Origin of the sequence: Leucobacter alluvii, from assembly GCF_039530485.1 — a bacterium.
In the GTDB taxonomy this organism is placed as follows: domain Bacteria; phylum Actinomycetota; class Actinomycetes; order Actinomycetales; family Microbacteriaceae; genus Leucobacter; species Leucobacter alluvii.
The window spans coordinates 362,056-378,501 of sequence record NZ_BAAAOP010000012.1 but is presented as its reverse complement, the minus strand read 5'-3'; the positions used below and the strand labels follow the sequence as shown (position 1 = coordinate 378,501).

Annotated in this window: 13 protein-coding genes; 11 read left to right on the top strand and 2 right to left on the bottom strand. The window is 68.9% G+C overall.

Features of this window, described 5'->3' with window-relative positions:
- The first annotated feature begins 88 nt into the window (after window positions 1-88).
- The 10 genes from ABFX18_RS12975 (at window position 89) to ABFX18_RS12930 (ending at window position 9,544) form a co-directional block, all read left to right on the top strand.
- Window positions 89-1,420 (top strand): hypothetical protein, encoded by a 1,332-nt coding sequence (locus tag ABFX18_RS12975; protein ID WP_346058541.1) that lies wholly within the window; start codon window positions 89-91, stop codon window positions 1,418-1,420.
- Window positions 1,417-2,841, top strand: a complete 1,425-nt coding sequence (locus ABFX18_RS12970) for an RDD family protein (protein WP_346058540.1) — start codon at window positions 1,417-1,419, stop codon at window positions 2,839-2,841. The genes ABFX18_RS12975 and ABFX18_RS12970 overlap by 4 nt, the downstream gene beginning before the upstream one ends.
- Window positions 2,842-3,053: 212 nt before the next feature.
- Window positions 3,054-3,371 carry a WXG100 family type VII secretion target gene (locus ABFX18_RS12965; RefSeq protein WP_090146683.1) on the top strand — a complete coding sequence of 106 codons (318 nt, stop codon included), beginning with the start codon at window positions 3,054-3,056 and terminating at the stop codon, window positions 3,369-3,371.
- Between the two features lie 42 nt (window positions 3,372-3,413).
- Window positions 3,414-3,704, top strand: coding sequence for a WXG100 family type VII secretion target (locus ABFX18_RS12960; protein ID WP_211650549.1), 291 nt, complete (start codon window positions 3,414-3,416; stop codon window positions 3,702-3,704).
- A gap of 139 nt (window positions 3,705-3,843) precedes the next feature.
- On the top strand, window positions 3,844-4,908 hold the full coding sequence (locus ABFX18_RS12955) for a hypothetical protein (RefSeq protein ID WP_346058539.1): 1,065 nt from the start codon (window positions 3,844-3,846) through the stop codon (window positions 4,906-4,908).
- Complete coding sequence (locus tag ABFX18_RS12950) at window positions 4,905-5,759, top strand: hypothetical protein (protein WP_090146689.1); 855 nt, start codon at window positions 4,905-4,907, stop codon at window positions 5,757-5,759. Before ABFX18_RS12955 ends, ABFX18_RS12950 begins: the two co-directional genes overlap by 4 nt.
- 37 nt (window positions 5,760-5,796) lie before the next feature.
- A complete protein-coding gene (locus tag ABFX18_RS12945; RefSeq protein ID WP_090146691.1) occupies window positions 5,797-6,219 on the top strand; it encodes a hypothetical protein in 423 nt (140 codons plus the stop codon).
- A gap of 31 nt (window positions 6,220-6,250) precedes the next feature.
- Entirely contained in the window at window positions 6,251-6,676 is a 426-nt protein-coding gene (locus tag ABFX18_RS12940; protein ID WP_346058538.1) for a hypothetical protein, read from the top strand.
- Window positions 6,673-8,193 carry a S8 family peptidase gene (locus ABFX18_RS12935; RefSeq protein WP_346058537.1) on the top strand — a complete coding sequence of 507 codons (1,521 nt, stop codon included), beginning with the start codon at window positions 6,673-6,675 and terminating at the stop codon, window positions 8,191-8,193. The genes ABFX18_RS12940 and ABFX18_RS12935 overlap by 4 nt, the downstream gene beginning before the upstream one ends.
- Window positions 8,183-9,544 (top strand): hypothetical protein, encoded by a 1,362-nt coding sequence (locus ABFX18_RS12930; protein WP_346058536.1) that lies wholly within the window; start codon window positions 8,183-8,185, stop codon window positions 9,542-9,544. Before ABFX18_RS12935 ends, ABFX18_RS12930 begins: the two co-directional genes overlap by 11 nt.
- 21 nt (window positions 9,545-9,565) lie before the next feature.
- Here the strand turns inward: ABFX18_RS12930 and ABFX18_RS12925 are convergent, their stop codons facing one another.
- Window positions 9,566-10,945: a hypothetical protein gene (locus tag ABFX18_RS12925; protein ID WP_200330088.1), complete on the bottom strand. Its 1,380-nt coding sequence runs from the start codon at window positions 10,943-10,945 to the stop codon at window positions 9,566-9,568.
- Window positions 10,942-12,120, bottom strand: a complete 1,179-nt coding sequence (locus ABFX18_RS12920; protein ID WP_211650088.1) for a DUF2510 domain-containing protein — start codon at window positions 12,118-12,120, stop codon at window positions 10,942-10,944. The genes ABFX18_RS12925 and ABFX18_RS12920 overlap by 4 nt, the downstream gene beginning before the upstream one ends.
- A gap of 223 nt (window positions 12,121-12,343) precedes the next feature.
- On the opposite strand from ABFX18_RS12920, the gene eccCa reads away from it, so the two are divergent.
- Window positions 12,344-16,339: a type VII secretion protein EccCa gene (eccCa, locus tag ABFX18_RS12915; RefSeq protein ID WP_346058535.1), complete on the top strand. Its 3,996-nt coding sequence runs from the start codon at window positions 12,344-12,346 to the stop codon at window positions 16,337-16,339.
- Window positions 16,340-16,446: the final 107 nt, after the last annotated feature.

Sequence of the window (16,446 nt, the reverse complement as noted above, 5' to 3'; positions counted from 1 at the left end):
TCCCCAGGTTCCAGCAAGCATCCTAGTGCGGATCGGGCCTCTCCGTCCCCTCGATCGCATTCCGCAGGGCGGCGCTACACTTGCTGGCGTGAGTCAGCCTGCGCCGCACCTGCGCCGGATCGCGCTCGATGCGGCGGGAGACCGGCACGATCTGGTGGTGCCTCAGAACGAGGCGCTCGCCGGAGCGCTCGCGGCGATCGGCGTGCACCTCGGGGCAGGGGAGCAGGTACTCGGCCCGGACGGCTCCGTCGTCGACACCGCCACCAGCGTTCGCGAACTCCGCGAGGGCGGGCTCTACGCCGTGGCCGGCGCGGCCGGTTCCGCCGCCGCGCGTTCAGGCGCTTCCGACCGCAGTGCGAACGTCAGCTCGCTGCCGTGGGCTCTGACCGGGTTCGGCCTTGCCGGAGCCGCGCTGGTGACCGCGGCCCCTGAATCGCGATGGCCGACGGTGATCGTGCTCGCGCTCGCCGCCGTCGCGGCTCTGGCGTCGAATTCGTTCGAGCGCCGAGGGCGCGGCGCGGCGTTCGCCTCCGCACTCGTGCTCGCCGGGATCTCCGCCGCGATCGCCGTGTGGCCGAGCGTCGCGGGCACGCCTGGTCTTGCCATCGCGGTCGGCGCGGCGAGCGTCTCAGTGCTCGCCGCCATGCTCGGATTCGTGGCGAGTGCGCCACTGCTCCGCGCCGCGGCGACGCCGATCGTGGTGATCTCCGCACTCTTCGCAGCTTTCGCGATGGTCAGCCCTGCGCTCGGCTGGTCGCCCGCGCAGCTGCTCATCGTCGCCGGTGCCGCCGCCGCGGTCGGATTTCGCGCCGCGCCGAGCCTGCTGGTGGGCGTGGATCCGGGCTACCACATCGACTACGGGCGCTTCATGGTGCTGCGGTGGACCGTGCGCGGCCGGGTGCCCGAGTACATCGAGCGCGTCGACGAGAGCCGCGTGCGCGACCTCGTCGACGCCGCAGAGGCGCGTCTCGCCTCGACCGTCGTCGCCCTGTCGGTCATCGCAGCTGCGGGTATTCCTGCAGCTGTCGTGCCGTTCCGGAGCGGTGATCTGGTCCAAGTGATCTCGGCCGCGGTATTCGTCATGTGGATGGTGCTCGGTCTGCTCCTCACCTCCCGCCGAACGGCCGCGAACATTCTGCGTGTGCCGCCGCGCGTCGCCGTCGCGGTCGGACTCTCCGGGCTCGCCGTCGGAGTGGCGCCGATCGTCCCGGGCGTCATCGCCACCCTCGTCGCAGGCCTCGTGCTGGCGGCCGGGGTGATCGCGGCCGCTGTCATCCCGCCGCTCGCGCGAGGCGAGCGGTCGCTCGGCTGGTCGCGCACGGGAGATATCGTGGACAGCATCGCGGTCGCCCTGGTGCTCCCCTCCGGAATACTGGCTGCCGGAACGTTGAACCTATTGCAGGGAGTGCTGGCCGCATGAACGATGGTGCACGCAGGCGCAGTCGTCGAGGATCCGCGCAGCCGACCCGCGCGTCCGCAGTGGCGCGCCCGCAGCCGACGCAGCCGCCCTCGTCGCCCGCTCAGCACTCCGTGCCCCAGCGCGCGCAGCATCCGCGACCGCCGGTTCCGGGCGCGCCCGTCGGCGGCGCTGCGCAAGGTGCTCCCGCCAGGGGAGTGCCCGTCCAGGGCGCCCCGGCGCAGCGGGCCGCAGCGCAGCGCGCTACTGCCAGACGTGCCGCTGAGCGGCGCGCCGCCGGTCGGCCGGCCTCCGCTCAACGGTCGGATATCGGCCGGGTGAGCGCGGCGCTCGCCCGCTCGCGGGCCTGGGCCCGCCCTGCCGGCCTGGGGGCCAGACTCGCCGCGTACTCGATCGATGCCGCGGTCTGCTTCATCCTGGCGGTCGCGGCCTGGCTGCTCACGGGCAGCCTCCTCGTCGGCGGCCTCGTGCTCGCCGAAGCCGCGATCATTCTGCTCGTCGTCGAAGCGCGGACCGGTGCGACGGTCGGCAATCTGGCGCTCCGTCAACGAACCGCACGCGATGACGCGCCCTACTCTCCGGGCATGGCCCGGGGCCTCGTCCGCGGCCTGGTGCAGGGCGCGGGCAGCTTCGCCGCTTTCATCGGCGGCTGGGTCATGGTCGCGACGAGCGCAGCCGATCCCGAGCACATGGGACGCAGCCTCGCGGATCGCGCTGGGCGGACGCTGGTGGTCAAGGTTCCCTCAGCTGCGGAGCGCGAACTCTGGTCGAGGAACGCAGAGGCGTGGGCGCTCCAGGCACCGGTGCGTCCCGCCGATGCGCCGCCCGCCCCCGGCACGATGGCGGGGGCGGGCGGGCATACTCCAGAAGCGTCGATGCTCGCTCACCAGCAGGCCGTCGCCCCTCAGGCGCAGCTCGCGCACGCCGGGGGAGTGCCGATCGCGCAGCCGACGCCTCCGGTGACGGCGCCCCGTGCTCCGGCAGCGGCGACGGTCGCGAGCGCCGCAGCGCCGCCGCTACCGCCAGGAGTGGTCGCCGTCGACGCACCGGTCGCCGCAGCGCCCGCTCCGCGCGAGGTGGGGACGCTGCTGCTGCTGAACTTCGACACGGGTCAGCGCGCGCAGTTGCGCATTCCGACGGTCGTGAATCTCGGGCGACGGCCCGAGGCGAGCGACCCCGAAGTCCAGCTCGTCGTCGTGGAGGATCCTGACGGGTCGGTCTCGAAAACCCATCTCCGTCTCGAATACCGTGGAGACAGCGTCTGGGTCTCGGATCTCGGGTCGACCAACGGATCGGAGATGGTCGATGACACGGGGGCGACGAGCGCCCTCGTGCGCGGGGCCCGGGTGCGACTCGAAGACGGTGCGAGCGTGCGCATGGGTCAGCGCAGCTTCACGGTCGCGACGATCACGGGTGAACTGTAGGTGACGGTTCGCCGACGGCGGCGGCGCGAAGCGGCTCCGTCGCTGGTCGGGCTGCACTTCGGCGGAGTGCGAGATGCGGCTGAGGGGAGTTGTTTCTTGGCGTCTGCGCCGAGTATCGCGTACCGTCTCTACTGGCGGCCTCGCTCAGAGCGAAACGTCATCACGTCATGTGCTCCGCAACGGGGCCGAATCGTTGAGAAGGAGGAGTCGACATGGCTCAGACCATTTCCGCTGAAGAAGGGGCCCTGCGCAGAGGGCAGCAGGCTGTCGCCGAGGCGAAGTCGGGCATCGATCAGCAGACCAAGAAGGTGCGCGGTGATATCGAGCAGCTTCGCGGGTACTGGAAGGGTTCCGCCGCGGGCGCGTTCACGCAGCTCATGCAGCGCTGGGACGCCGAGACGGTGAAGCTCAACAACGTGCTCGTCGAGCTCGAGAACTCGCTGCGCGGCACCGAGCAGGATCAGTCGGCCACGGAGCAGGAGCACCAGCAGGCGATCTCAGGTCTCGGCGCAATGATGTCGGGCAACTAAGCACACACCGAACACTTTCAAGGGGAACGAAGAATCATGAGCATGCAGTCAATGTCGGTGCAGACCGCACAGGTGAGCGCGCTGGCCGCCGAAATCCGTACCGGATCACAGGGGATCCGCTCGGAGATCGAGCGACTCGAATCAGAAGTCGCGAAGCTCCGTGGGGCGTGGAGCGGTGAAGCGCAGGGCTCCTACGATGTCGCACAGCGCAAGTGGACGCAGTCGCTGAACGAGCTGCAGGCGCTGCTCGAGCGCATCTCGGGCAGCACTGAGCAGATCGCCCAGACCTACGACGCCAGCGACGCGCGCAACGCCGGACGCTTCGCCGGTTGATCTTTCCGGCCTGACACGGGTGTGAGGAGTCGCGGACGGAGATTCGCGAGCCTCACACCCCGGACGTCGTTGGCCGGCGGGACGCCGAGCACGAGGAATCACCATGTCGAGTGATTGCATAAGTTACGATCCCTCCGCAATGGAAGCTGCGATCGCGAACATCGCCGAGTGCGAGAACGCGTTGCAGCGGACTGTGGAGTACGCCCGCGAATACTGTTCGCTCGAGGGTGCCTTCGGGCTGCTGCTGCAGCCCCTCCAACCCATTCACAATGGTGCGCGCGACGCCGTCATGAACAATCTGCAAGCCCTCGGCGACACCCTCGCCGTGACCTCGCAGAGCGTGCGCGATGCGCTCGAGGACATGGGCAACTGCGAGAAGCACGTGATCGACATCTGCCAGTGCCACGAGGGCGAACTCGACACGGTCTGCCCGACCGAGCCGGGCGGCGAGCAACCGGCGCCCGCACCTGCTCCCGCTCCTGCTCCGGCTCCTGCTCCCGGCGGCGGATCGCCCGGAGGCGGCGGATCGCCCGGAGGCGGCGGATCGCCCGGTGGCGGCGGATCGCCGGGCGGTGGCGGGGCTCCCGTGGCGACGTCCGAGGTGACGACACCCGAGGTGGACACACCAGAGTTGCCAGAACCGCCGACGCCGGGCGATGGTGAGTCCGACGATGAGTCGCCCCACGACGAAGACGGCGACAACGCCCAAGGCGAGCGCCCAGACGGGCATCCGGAGGGCTGCTGCTGCGAGGCGTGCAACGCGTTCCATCCGAGCGGATGCCACTGCGGCGTGTGCGAGGGGCACCCGGTCGGGTGCCGCTGCGCGTCGTGCGATATGCATCCGGGCGGGTGCCAGTGCGCGGCCTGCGCCATGGACGAGACCCAGGTGGGCTGCCATCCGGAGTGCTCCGGATGCCAAGACGGCGTCGCGCATGTGCCCGAGTGGGTGCGCGAGCTGTTCTTCGGCGATCGCGAGCCCTCCCCTCAGGAGCTCGCGGACCTGCAGGAGCTGTGGGAGAACCGGGAGCCGGTCACTCCAGTGCGTCCCGGTACGGATGACGTGCGGCTCGTCGACGCCTCGCTGGAAACGCAGCCCGGCACGTCGTCGAAGACGGGGATCGCCTTCGATCTCGACGCGCTGATCACGGCCGCGTATTCCGATGCGCCCACTGTGGTGACCGATCGCACGGAGGTAACGGTATGAATGCGTACGCTCCACCCCTCGGCATCGACACGGTGCTGACGCCGCCGACGCCCGCGACGGTGCTCGAACAGACCATGTGGCGCGTCGAGCACCAGAGCGCATCTGGTCTCGGCATGATCGACACGGTCGTCAGCCTGCTCGTCGGGTTCAGCCCGCTCGAGGAATGGGTGCACAAGCCCTTCGTGGGCGATTGGCGCTCGATGGAACTCGCAGCCGAGGCCTGGCCGCGGTGCGGACAGGCGGTACAGCTCATCAACGAGCGCGTGTCGTCGTTCGGCGAATTCGTCACCGATGACTGGCAGGGCGAAGCCGCCTACGAATTCGGACGCTGTCACGAGCGCCTCGGCGAGCTGCTCGACGGGTTGCCGCAGCAGTGCGAGCAAGCCGGTGTCATGGATCAGCAGCTGGCGAACTTCGCCCGCGGCATCCTGGAATTCATCAACGAGGTGATCTCGGGAATCGTGTCGTTCGGGCTCGACCTCCTGTCGATCATCGCCGTGCCCGTTCTCGGTCAGATCAACGCCGCGAAGGTGCTCGCGATCGCCATCCCGATCGTCGCCGGCTGGGTCATCGAGGTCATCGACCTCTTCAACGAATTCCTGGGATTCATCGAGGCGGTCATCGCGATTCACACGGGCATCGCGAATCTGCTCGGTGGCGTGCGAAGCGCGTTGTCCGGTCTGACGGCGGCCGCATCGATCGGTCTCGCGGTCTACGAGACCGTGAGCTCGGTCGTGGGCGGCGTGCGAGACATCAGAACGATCAGCGGCGGCTCGGGGGGTGCTGGCGGCGGCGCACCCGGCGCTGGCGGCTCGGGGGCTGGCGGCTCGGGCTCCGGCTCGCAGCCGTGAACGTGATCGTCACTACGCAGGACCAGGAGACGCAGGGATGACGAGAGATCCAGCAGAGGCCATCGCGCAGCTGCAAGCCGCGACGGCGCAGCTCGACGCGCGCACTCGCGCGATGGCCGCGGCGCGCGAGCAGCGCGAGGCAGCACGTCGGGACGAGGCCGTGAAAACGGCTGAGGCGCGCCGTCGTGGTGAGCACGGTCGTGATTGGCAGATCTTGCAGCAGCGCATCGACCTCGGTCAGACGAGTGAGTTCGCCGTACTGCAGGGCCTCGACCTCTCGACCGAGGCGCGGGCGGTGCGCACGGCGATGGGCAAGACGTTGGGCGAGCTCGAGGATGCTGCGGAAGAGGAGCACGAGGGGCCGGTGCCGCTCACGCCAGAGATGGTCGAGGCTCAGCAGCGTCTCGTCGAGACGCTCCAGCGGTTGAGAGAGTCGACGAGGGCGAGCGGACTGCAGTGATGTGCACGGGGGAGAACAGGGAGACAGGGTCATGAGCGGAAAACGGATCGGCCTGGCCGAGGGCTTCGGAGATCTGCTCGGCACGCTGCGCGCGATCCAGGGGGACTACCCCAACAGGGCGGAGATGGCGTCGGTGAGCGGCATCAGCTCGGGGCTGGGACGCGAGTATTTCTCCGCGCTCGAGCAGGGCGGACGGCAGATATACGGTCAGGTCGAGAAGTTGGACGACGAACTGCAGCGGATTCAGGAAGCCATGAAGCTGGCGGTCGCGGAGCAGCAGGCAGTCGATGCAGAAGCGGCCGCCACACTGAACGCGCTGCTTGCCGACGTCGAAGATCTCACTCACGATGTGACGGGATCGCAACCTGCCCCTGAAACGCCGAAGACTCCGCAGACTCCGAAGAACCCTGCCGGTGAGACCGAGGACCCCAACTCCGGTACGGAGTGGATGCTGTGATCCGGCGCGGAGTCAGACTTTCCAGCGGCGCGTTCATGCTGGCTTCGGCCGTGGTTCTGATGAGCTACGCATCGCCGGCGGTGGCCGCACCGGTGGGTCCCGGCGAGCGCTCGGATCTGCTGTGGAATGCCAAGCGATGGCTCGATTACGCTGCGCTTCAGGAGGAGGGCGTCACGGGCGAGGGCGTCACCGTGGCGGTGATCGATGAGGCCATCAACACCGAGGTACCCGAGCTGGCGGGGGCCGACGTGGAGGTGCGGGGAACCACATGCGTCGATCCCGAAACCGGCGAGCCCGTGCAGATCGAGTCGACGGACCCGGCGATCTCGGAGCACGGGACGAACGTCGTGTCGATGCTCGCGGGGTCTGGGACGGCGGAGGACGGCGGCCCTGGAGCTGCGGGAATCGCACCGAAGGCTTCCGTCTGGTTCTACGGAGTCGGTGACGTCGAAGAAGTCGACCAGTGCGAACTTCGGGATCCGACCCGGGCCGATGGAGACATCGATCTCGCGCGCGACATCAGCCTCGGCGATGGGACCGAGATCTACGAGAATCCGAGCGGGGAGGGTGATGCGACCGCTCTCGCCGCGCGTGCGGCGATCCGCGACGGTGCCGACATCGTGTCGGTGTCGGTGCTCAGCGGACTCGGCGACTGGGATCAGGTGTTGATCGAAGCCCAGGCGCGTGGGGTCGCTGTTGTGACGGGCACACCCAATCCTGATACGGAATTGGGGTTCATCGGCGGCCCGTGGCTCACGAATGGTGCAGCGCCCGTGAGCGCGATCGACGCGAATGGCGAACTGCTCACGAGTGCAGCGACGGGAGACCGGGGCTCCGGATCGTCGAATCTCGCCTTCGCCGCACCTGGTGCGTCCCTCCTCGGTGTGGGCGATGAGTCCGCGTGGGGGCCGACGCGGATCGACGGGTCCTCGTATGCGGCGCCCATCCTCGCGGGGTCGCTTGCACTCATCATGCAGAAGTATCCCGATGCCACGGTATTTCAGGCACTGCAGGCGATGGTGCGCACGACCGGCGCCGGTGGTGAGCACGAGCCCGTGTGGAACGACACCCGGTTCGGCTACGGGTACGCGAACCCGAAGAGCGCCCTCGAACTGGATCCGCGAGAGCTCCCCGACGTGAATCCGCTGTTCGTCTCCGATGTTTCCGATTCGAGATGCGCGGCACCGGACGGCTCGGTCGGCACCGTGTCGGAAAATGGCGACAAATGGGCGTGCGAGTGGTCACTCGGGCCGTTCCCGCCGCAGGCTGAAGCCTATGCAGCCGTCGTGAACGACGGTGCCCAGGTCCTCTCAGACAGCGGCGAGCGGGTCGATTCGGTGTACGGGCAGGCCGCCGATGCCCCGAGTGAAGCGACCGGCAGTACGCTGTGGGTCTGGATCGCCGTCGGAGGCGGAATCGTCGTACTCGTGCTGATCGCAGTCGTGGTCCTCGCCACGAGAAAGCGCCCGCGAGCAGAGAATCATCATCAGACTGTAGGAGGCGGACATGAGCGCTGAGGAAGAACTGCACCATCTCGCATCCGGCGCGTCGTGGCACCTCGACAAACTCTCCTGGATGCAGGAGTCACTGCGGAACGTCAAGACGCGAACCCAGGAGGTGCGCGAATCGATCGAGAACGGAGAATGGTCGGGCACGGCGGCCAGCGTCGCTGCCGCGCATCTGCAGGCCATGGAACTGACCTTGCAGAACGCCCGGAGCTGGCTGGACGACATCGAGAAGATCATTCCCAAGCACAGTGAGCTGATCCGGGAACGGGCTCAACAGGAGATTGAAGCGCTGCCGATGGGAGGCCTCCCTTCCACCGTTCGCGACGCGATCGACCGTGGGCAGCCAGAGGCGATGACCGCCTACGGGTTGATCGGGCTCGGAACCGGTCCCGTGGGAGTCGCGGTTGCGAGCGCGTTCTTCCAGGAGCGCCGGGAGGAGGAGGCCCGCAAAGCTGTGGATCGGATGAGGAAGTTCGTCGTCGAGCGCTCTGAGGAACTCGACCTCGCGATCCGCACCGGTTTCGATCGTGTCGATCCGAGCGATCCGAATATCAAAAATCAGCCCACTGGTGACCGCGACGGCACCTCGTCTCCGGTCACGGGAGGCCCTGGCCCGAGTGTGCCGCCGCCGGTCGGCCGAAATCCGGGCGGAGGCGGTCCGACGGGTACCGGCCCCGGATCGGGCGGCGGCGGTTCGGGCGACGTTGGGGGACCGGTTGATCCGACCGGACCGAACGGCCCGGACGGTCCGAACGACCCCACGCTCCCGCAGCCGCTCGACCCCGACTGGCCGCCGGTGATCACGGACCCACCGCCCTTCGACCCCGACGGGCCGGGTTCTGATGGCCCCGGCGGCCCGGAGGATCCGAATTGGACCGATACCGGGCAGCGCCCGAGCGTCGACAGCAACCTCGACGGGTCGGCGGTGCGCAGCGGTCTCGGGGCAGCCGGGCTCGGCGCGGCCGGTCTCGCGGCGGGAGCGAAGCTGGCGGGCGCGGGCGGCGGCAGTTCCGGCTTCGGCATGGGCCTCGGCGCGGTCGGCCCCGGAGGGCTCGGCGCGGCTCCCGCCGGGGCAGGCCTGACCGGCGGCGGCGGCCTGCGCGGTGCGGCGGCGGCGGCCGGTGCCGGAGGATCGGGTGGCGGATCCGGCGCATCGTCGAACACCGCCGGCTCGGGCCGCGGCGCGCGCCCTGGAGGCATGATGATGGGCGGCGGCGCCGGCGGCGGCGCTGAGAAGAAGTCGGCCCGGTCTGGATTGGGCGGGTACATCGCTCCCAAGCTCGAGGACGAGGGCGACGGCGGACCGGCAGCACGTGCCTCGCGCGCCGGCGGCCGCATCCCGGAGAGCGACGGCAGCTGAGGGGAACGCGGGTAGCTCGGCCTACTGGCCCGCGACCCAGAGCTGCCAGTTCTCGGCCGAGAGCGCAGCGGAGGATGCCGCGGCGACCTCGGAGATGGGTCGGCCCTCGGTGACCGAGTCGACCGCGAGCGCCCACGGGTCGCCGCCGTTCTCAGCGACGAAGAGATAGTACGATCCGGCGGCGTCGTAGGCTTCGAGCGCCCCGGCCTCCTGGTAGATGCGCTCGTCGGAGAACACGTCGACGCCCAGCGACGCCACCGCGGCTTTCAGCTCCGGATAGGCGATGAACTGCGCGGCGCCGGAGGCGTACTCGGCATACCGGGCGAAGCCCTCGAGCGCCGCCGTCGAGGTGGCCCAGCTCTGGGACGGCGCCGCCGTGTAGTGGATCGCATGGGCGAATTCGTGGATGAAGACCGCGCGCCGGTCGAAGTCGGCACCGGGCCCCAGTACGACGGTCGTGCCGCCGGTCGCCTGACCGGTCGCGATGCTCGGGTCGATGATCTCCGAGCCCTGGGGGCGATAGCTCGACCGGGCGAACCCGGCGGCGTCGATCTCGCCCTCCGGTTTCTCCAAGTTTCCGTACCGCCACCGCTCGAGACGTTCATTGCTCGCCGTGATGCCCGAGGTGAAACCGGTTTGCGGCACGTCACCGCCCATGCGCGTGGCGAGTTCGAGCGTCGTCACTGCCGCCTCTTCGGCTTCGTCGATGGTGCGCGTCACCAACTCTCGCTCGTCCTCCAGTGCGAACAGCACGACGTGGTCGCGTCGCTCGACGTAGATCTTGCCGTCGTCCCAGGGCTGGATCACGTCGCGCGGCACGAAAGAGGTGATGCGCAGCGAATCGCCGCTGCCCGTCGTCGTGATGCGGTAATAGCTGCCCTGGGTGAGAATCAGCCCAGCGTCGGCCGCCCCGCTCCCGCGCATTTCGTTCGCAGGGAAGCCGAGGTCGACGCCGATGTTGACCAGCTGGGACCCATCGGCGTCGGTGTTCGGGGCGATGAAACCCGTGGTCCAGCCGAGTGCGGACAGGTTGTCCCACCACAGCGCCAGCTGCGCCTGCGCGTCACCCTCCGCGTACGAGAGGAACAGCTCTCGATCGTGCTGCTGCAGGGCCTCGTTCATGTCGAACCACGCCTGATCGTAGCTGCTCGTCTCAGCGTCGTAGTCCTCCTCGACCCAGGCTGGGGTCGTGTCGCCAGCCGGCACCGCCGCTGCCTGCCCCGCCGGGTACGGGGTGGGCCAGTTCAGGGCGGCGACCGAACCTGCGACGCCGAGGCAGAGCACGGTCGCCGCGATGACGATCAGCTGGGCCAGTCTCGCCCGGCGGTTTCTTCGACGCGGCTGCGTCGCAACGTCGCCGCTTTCGCGGGAGGCACCCGCGCTGCTCGTGTCTGCGCTCATTCGCCCGCCACCTCTGCGACCTGGATGAACCGGAGCGTCTGGCCCTGCACGCCTGCGCCACCGCTCGGGGTAGCCGCGATCGTGAAGACGTACTGCGTATCGCCCATCGTGATCGGGTATTGGGAGAGCGGTGGCAGCGTGTCGTAGCCGACCTCCGCTCCCATGACGTCGTCGGGGATCGTGCTGAACTCGTTCATCACCGGAAACTTCGCAGCAACCGCCTGCGGGTCGAGGTCGTCGGGGCGCAGTCGGGCGTCCCCCTGTCGCACCAGGCACGAGCTGCTGAGCATGCCGTCCTGACGCGAGAGCTGAGACATCTCCAGAATCATCGATTTCGGGTCGGCGCAGACGCTCTCGTCGCTCCCGGTGCCGGCATCGGAGAACGTGGTCTCGAATTCGTCGCCTGCGATGTCGAAATCGATGGTCGATCCGGCCGCGATCCCCGCCACGCGCCAGGGGCCGACGGCCGAGGGCGCGCGCGATGCATCGGAGGCGCTCGGCTCGTCGTCTCCGTCGTAGTAGAAGGGGCGGGTGAGCCAGAGGGCCTGCGTGAGTTCTGAGGTGAACGACTCGCCATCGACCGTGTAGTCATAGGTGAGAGCGACGGGAACGGACACAGTGTCCGCAGTCTGCGGTTCGCCGGTGAGGTAACTCGACCCGGCGTTCGCATAGACGAAATCGCCGGGGTCGTATCGGTAGTCCAGGGTGAGGCCGAGCTGCTCTGCTGAGGCGATATCTCCGTAGAGCGGGGTGGCGCTGTCGTCGGTCTCGGGATGCAGCGCTGGGTCGGCTGCGTCGCGCCACGCCGGATCACCCGTCGTCGCAGCGGCGAGGAACTTCTCGACGGCCGCCGCCGCGCCGCCCTCGAGTGCGTGCGCCTTGGCGCCCGCGAGCCAGGCGAGCGCCGGAACCGTCGCGATGACCAGCAGAGCGCACACGATGAGCGTGATGATCGTGCCCGTCGTCCAAGCCCGCTCGTGGGGCGGTCTGCGAGCCCGCGCGTATGCGGGCCGGACATGCGGGTGCGCCGGGTCGGCCTGGGGCGCCTGCGTCGAAGCCGGGGCGAGGTGACCGGTCCAGCCCGATCCGTCCCAGTAGCGCAGCATGCCGCTGCCGGCCGGATCCGGGTACCACGCGGCCGGCGGCGTCGCGGCCGTTCCCTCAGCGAGCTCCACCGAAGTATCCCTTCATGCACGTTTCTCATCAGCGTCGACGCTCGCGTCGACCGCGGATCGGGGCGCTGCGCCGATGACCCGCTCCTGTCCGAGAGCTTAATCGTTCCCGAGGTGGCGCGACGGGGGAAAAGGGCTGCATCCGCGTCGGGAGCCGTTGGTAGTCTGAACCGGTGGCAGCACCAGGGAACGGCCGGGCCGAACACCGGCTCGAAGGAGCACATCGATGAGCAGTCGACTCGCGCCGCCGCGCGTGCCCTCCGGCAGCGTCAATCTGCAGGCGCCCCCCGAGATCGAACCCTCCGAGGGAGGCAGCAGTCTGCTGACCTCGGCGCTTCCGATGCTCGGCAGCGTGGGCGCGATCATCATGGTCTCCGTGAGCAACGCCGGTCCGACGGGCTGGATCACCGGTGGAATGTTCCTCATCTCGGCGCTCGGGTTCGTCTTCGTGAACGGCTGGCGGCAGCGGGCGACGCGGCAGGCATCGATTCTGAGCTCGCGCCGCGAGTATCTCGCGTACCTCACCGATCTGCGCGACACCGTGCGCACCGCGGCGAAAGCGCAGCGCCGCGAGCGCAACTGGCGCTATCCCGCCCCTGAGACGCTGAGCTATCTGGTCGAAGACGGTACCAGGGTGTGGGAGCGCGGCGCTGCAGACGACGACTTCCTCACGGTGCGCGTCGGAACCTGCGAACAGCCGCTCGCGCTCACGCTGGTCGCCCCAGAGCTGCCTCCGATCGCAGATCTCGATCCGGTGGCGACGACGGCGGCGCACCGCTTTCTCGCAACGCATGAGACCCAACCGGACCTGCCCACCTATGTGCGCGTCTCGCATTACCGGAGCGTGCAGCTCGTCGGCGACGACGTCGGTCGCATCCGGGGCCTGGCTCGGGGCATGATCTGCCACCTCGCAGCGCTGCACAGTCCCGACGACCTGCAGATCGTCATCGCTGCCGGCCCCGAATCGCTCCCGCAGTGGGAGTGGGCGAAGTGGTTGCCGCATGCGCAGTCCACCCGACTCAGGGACTCGCTCGGCCCGGCTCGGATGATCGGCTCGGATCTCGACACCCTGCTCCGCATGCTCCCGGCGGATCTGCGCGAACGCCCGCGATTCTCGGCAGGCGGGGGCTCGCCCTCCAGCGGCCCGCACCTCCTCGTCGTCGTCGACGGCGCCACCGTGCCGCCCAGTGACTCGGTATTCGCCGGTGGCCTGCAAGGAGTCACCGTGCTCGATCTGCCGAGCGCTTGGGACGACAACGACGATGCGTACACCGCACGCGTCTACATCGGCTCCGGCACTGCAGAGGTGGCAGAGGGGCGCACGCAGGCGCAGACCATCGCGCCCGACGACATGAGCCTGGTCGAGGCGGAAGCGGTTGCGCGCCGTCTCGCACCGCTGCACCGAGAAGGCGGCGGCGGAGGGTCGGTATCCCGAGCGAGCAAGCGACAGCAGGAGCTGCTCGAGCTGCTGAGCCTGCCCGACGTTCGTGATCTCGACCTCGAGCAGCAGTGGCGATATCTGCCCGAGCGAGACCGGCTGCGCGTGCCGATCGGGCAGGACACGAATGGCGCCCCGCTGATCCTCGACCTCAAGGAGTCCGCTTCGCAGGGCATGGGCCCGCATGGTCTGATCATCGGCGCCACGGGCTCGGGCAAGTCCGAAGTGCTGCGCACGCTCGTGCTCTCGCTCGCATTGACGCACTCGCCCGAGCAGCTCAACTTCGTGCTGGTGGACTTCAAAGGCGGTGCGACATTCGCAGGCATGGCCGACATGCCGCACGTGTCGGCGATCATCACCAACCTGGGCGAGGAGATCAGCCTCGTCGACCGCATGCAGGACGCCCTGCAGGGCGAGATGACGCGGCGTCAGGAGCTTCTGCGCTCGGCGGGGAACTTCGTGAACGTCGGCGAGTACGAGAAGGCGAGAAAGAACGGTCGCAGCGACCTGCCGCCGTTGCCCGCGCTGCTCATCGTCGCCGACGAGTTCTCCGAGCTGCTGAGCGCGAAGCCCGAGTTCATCGAATCGTTCGTCGCGATCGGCCGCTTGGGTCGTTCGCTGCACGTGCACCTGCTGCTCGCTTCGCAGCGACTCGAGGAGTCGCGCCTCAAGGGACTCGACACGCACCTCTCGTATCGCATCGGCCTGCGCACCTTCTCGGCGGCTGAGTCGCGCACCGTCATCGGCGTACCCGACGCGTATCACCTGCCGCAGGAGCCGGGCGGCGGTCTGCTCAAAGTCGGCAGCGATGACAACCTCACCCAGTTCCGCGCGGCCTATGTTTCCGGACCACCGCCCGCACGACGCGTGATCGCAGCAGACGATGCGTCGGCTGCGCCGGGCGCGGTGCGCATCACCCCGTTCACGGCTGCTGCGAAGCAGCTCACCGACCCCGCCGATGAGGCAGCGCGTCAGGCCGCCGAAGCCGAGCGTCGAGCCGAGGAGCTCGCAGCGGCAGAACCGGAGGAGACGCGCAGCACCTTCGAGCTGGCGGTCGCCCGGATGTCAGGCATCGGGCCGGCCGCGCACCAGGTGTGGCTGCCTCCGCTGGAGGAGCCGGCGACGCTCGACCAGCTGCTCGGAAAGCTCGCGGTCAGCTACGAGCTCGGCCTGCACGCTCCCCGCTGGCGCGAGCACCGCAGACTCACGGTTCCGGTCGGCATCGTCGACGTGCCGCTCTATCAGCGACGGGACGTGCTCACCCTCGACTTGTCGGGTGCCGCAGGGCACGTCGCGATCGTGGGTGCTCCGCTCTCCGGCAAGAGCACCGCGGCTCGGACGCTCGTCTCGGCGCTCGCGCTCACGCACACCCCGCACGAGGTGCAAGTGTTCGTCATCGACTTCGGCGGCAGCTTCGCCGGGCTGCGCAATCTCCCCCATCTCGCCGGCCTCGCCACGCGAGGCGAGCCGGAGGTGATCCGTCGCACGGTCGCCGAGGTCACGTCGCTCCTCAACGCACGAGAGGCATACTTCCGCGCGCACGGCATCGACTCGATCGACACGTACCGTGCACGGCGCGAGCAGGGAATCGTCGACGACGGCTACGGCGACATCTTCCTCGTCGTCGACGGGTGGGCGACGCTCCGAAGCGATTACGAGAATCTCGAGGCTCCCGTGCAGCAGCTGGCGGCCCGCGGCCTCAGCTTCGGCGTGCATATCGTGCTGACGGCGAGTCGCTGGCTCGATATCCGACCCAATGTCAAGGACCTCATGGGCGGGCGCATCGAGCTGCGACTCGGCGACGCCGCCGACTCCGAGGTCAACCGCCGTGCGGCGGCGAACGTATCGGCGTTGCCTGGTCGCGGCCTCGATCCCTCCGGCCTCCAGATGCTCACCGCCCTTCCCCGCATCGACACCGACACGGCAGCAGAGACCCTCGTCGACGGCGTTGACGACCTCGTCGCAAAGGTCAGCAGCGCCTGGCAGCGCGAGCAGGGCCCGAAACTGCGTCTGCTGCCGGAACGGCTGCCGCTCGACGAACTGCGGCAGCATCCGGCCGCGAACCCCCAGCAGTTGCTGCTCGGACTGGACGAGGCAGAACTCGCGCCGATCGGCATCGACCCCGCTCGCGAACAGCACCTGTTCTTGTACGGCGACTCGGGTTCGGGCAAGTCGTCGATGCTGCGCGGCATCGTGCACGAGATCACGCGTCGCTACGAGCCGGGCCAGGCCCGCATCTTCATGATCGACTACCGGCGCGCGCACCTCGGCGAGATTCCCGAGGACTACCTCGGGGCCTACCTGACGACCGCCGAGCAGGCCGCCGGTGCGGTGAACCAGCTCGTCGAGTTCTTCCGGGCGCGGCTCCCCGGACCCGACGTGACGGCAGACCAGCTGCGCAATCGCAGCTGGTGGACCGGGGCCGAAGGGTACATTCTCATCGACGACTACGATCTGGTGGCCACGCAGCAGGGCAACCCAGCGGCACCGCTCGCGCAGCTCCTGGCCCAGGCCGGAGACCTCGGACTGCACGTCGTCGTGACGCGCCGTTCCGGCGGCGCGTCACGTGCGGCGTACGATCCGATCCTGCAGGGCATGACCGATCTCGGCGTCACCGGCATCCTGCTGAGCGGAAATCCCGAAGAGGGCCAGCTGATCGGAAAGGTCAAGGCGATTCCGAGCGCCCCGGGTCGCGCACAGGTCATCTCGCGGTCGCGCGGGTATCAGGTGGTGCAACTCGCGTACGCCCCATCGTCGCAAGACGCCCCGCATGACGAGTCGTGATCGCCGGGATTCTCGAATGGGCCCCAGAACGGTACCCTGTCAGAGTTACCGCCGCGTCGCGCCCCGATCGCGAGGCTGCCGTGCCGATCGGCAGCCTGCCACATCGC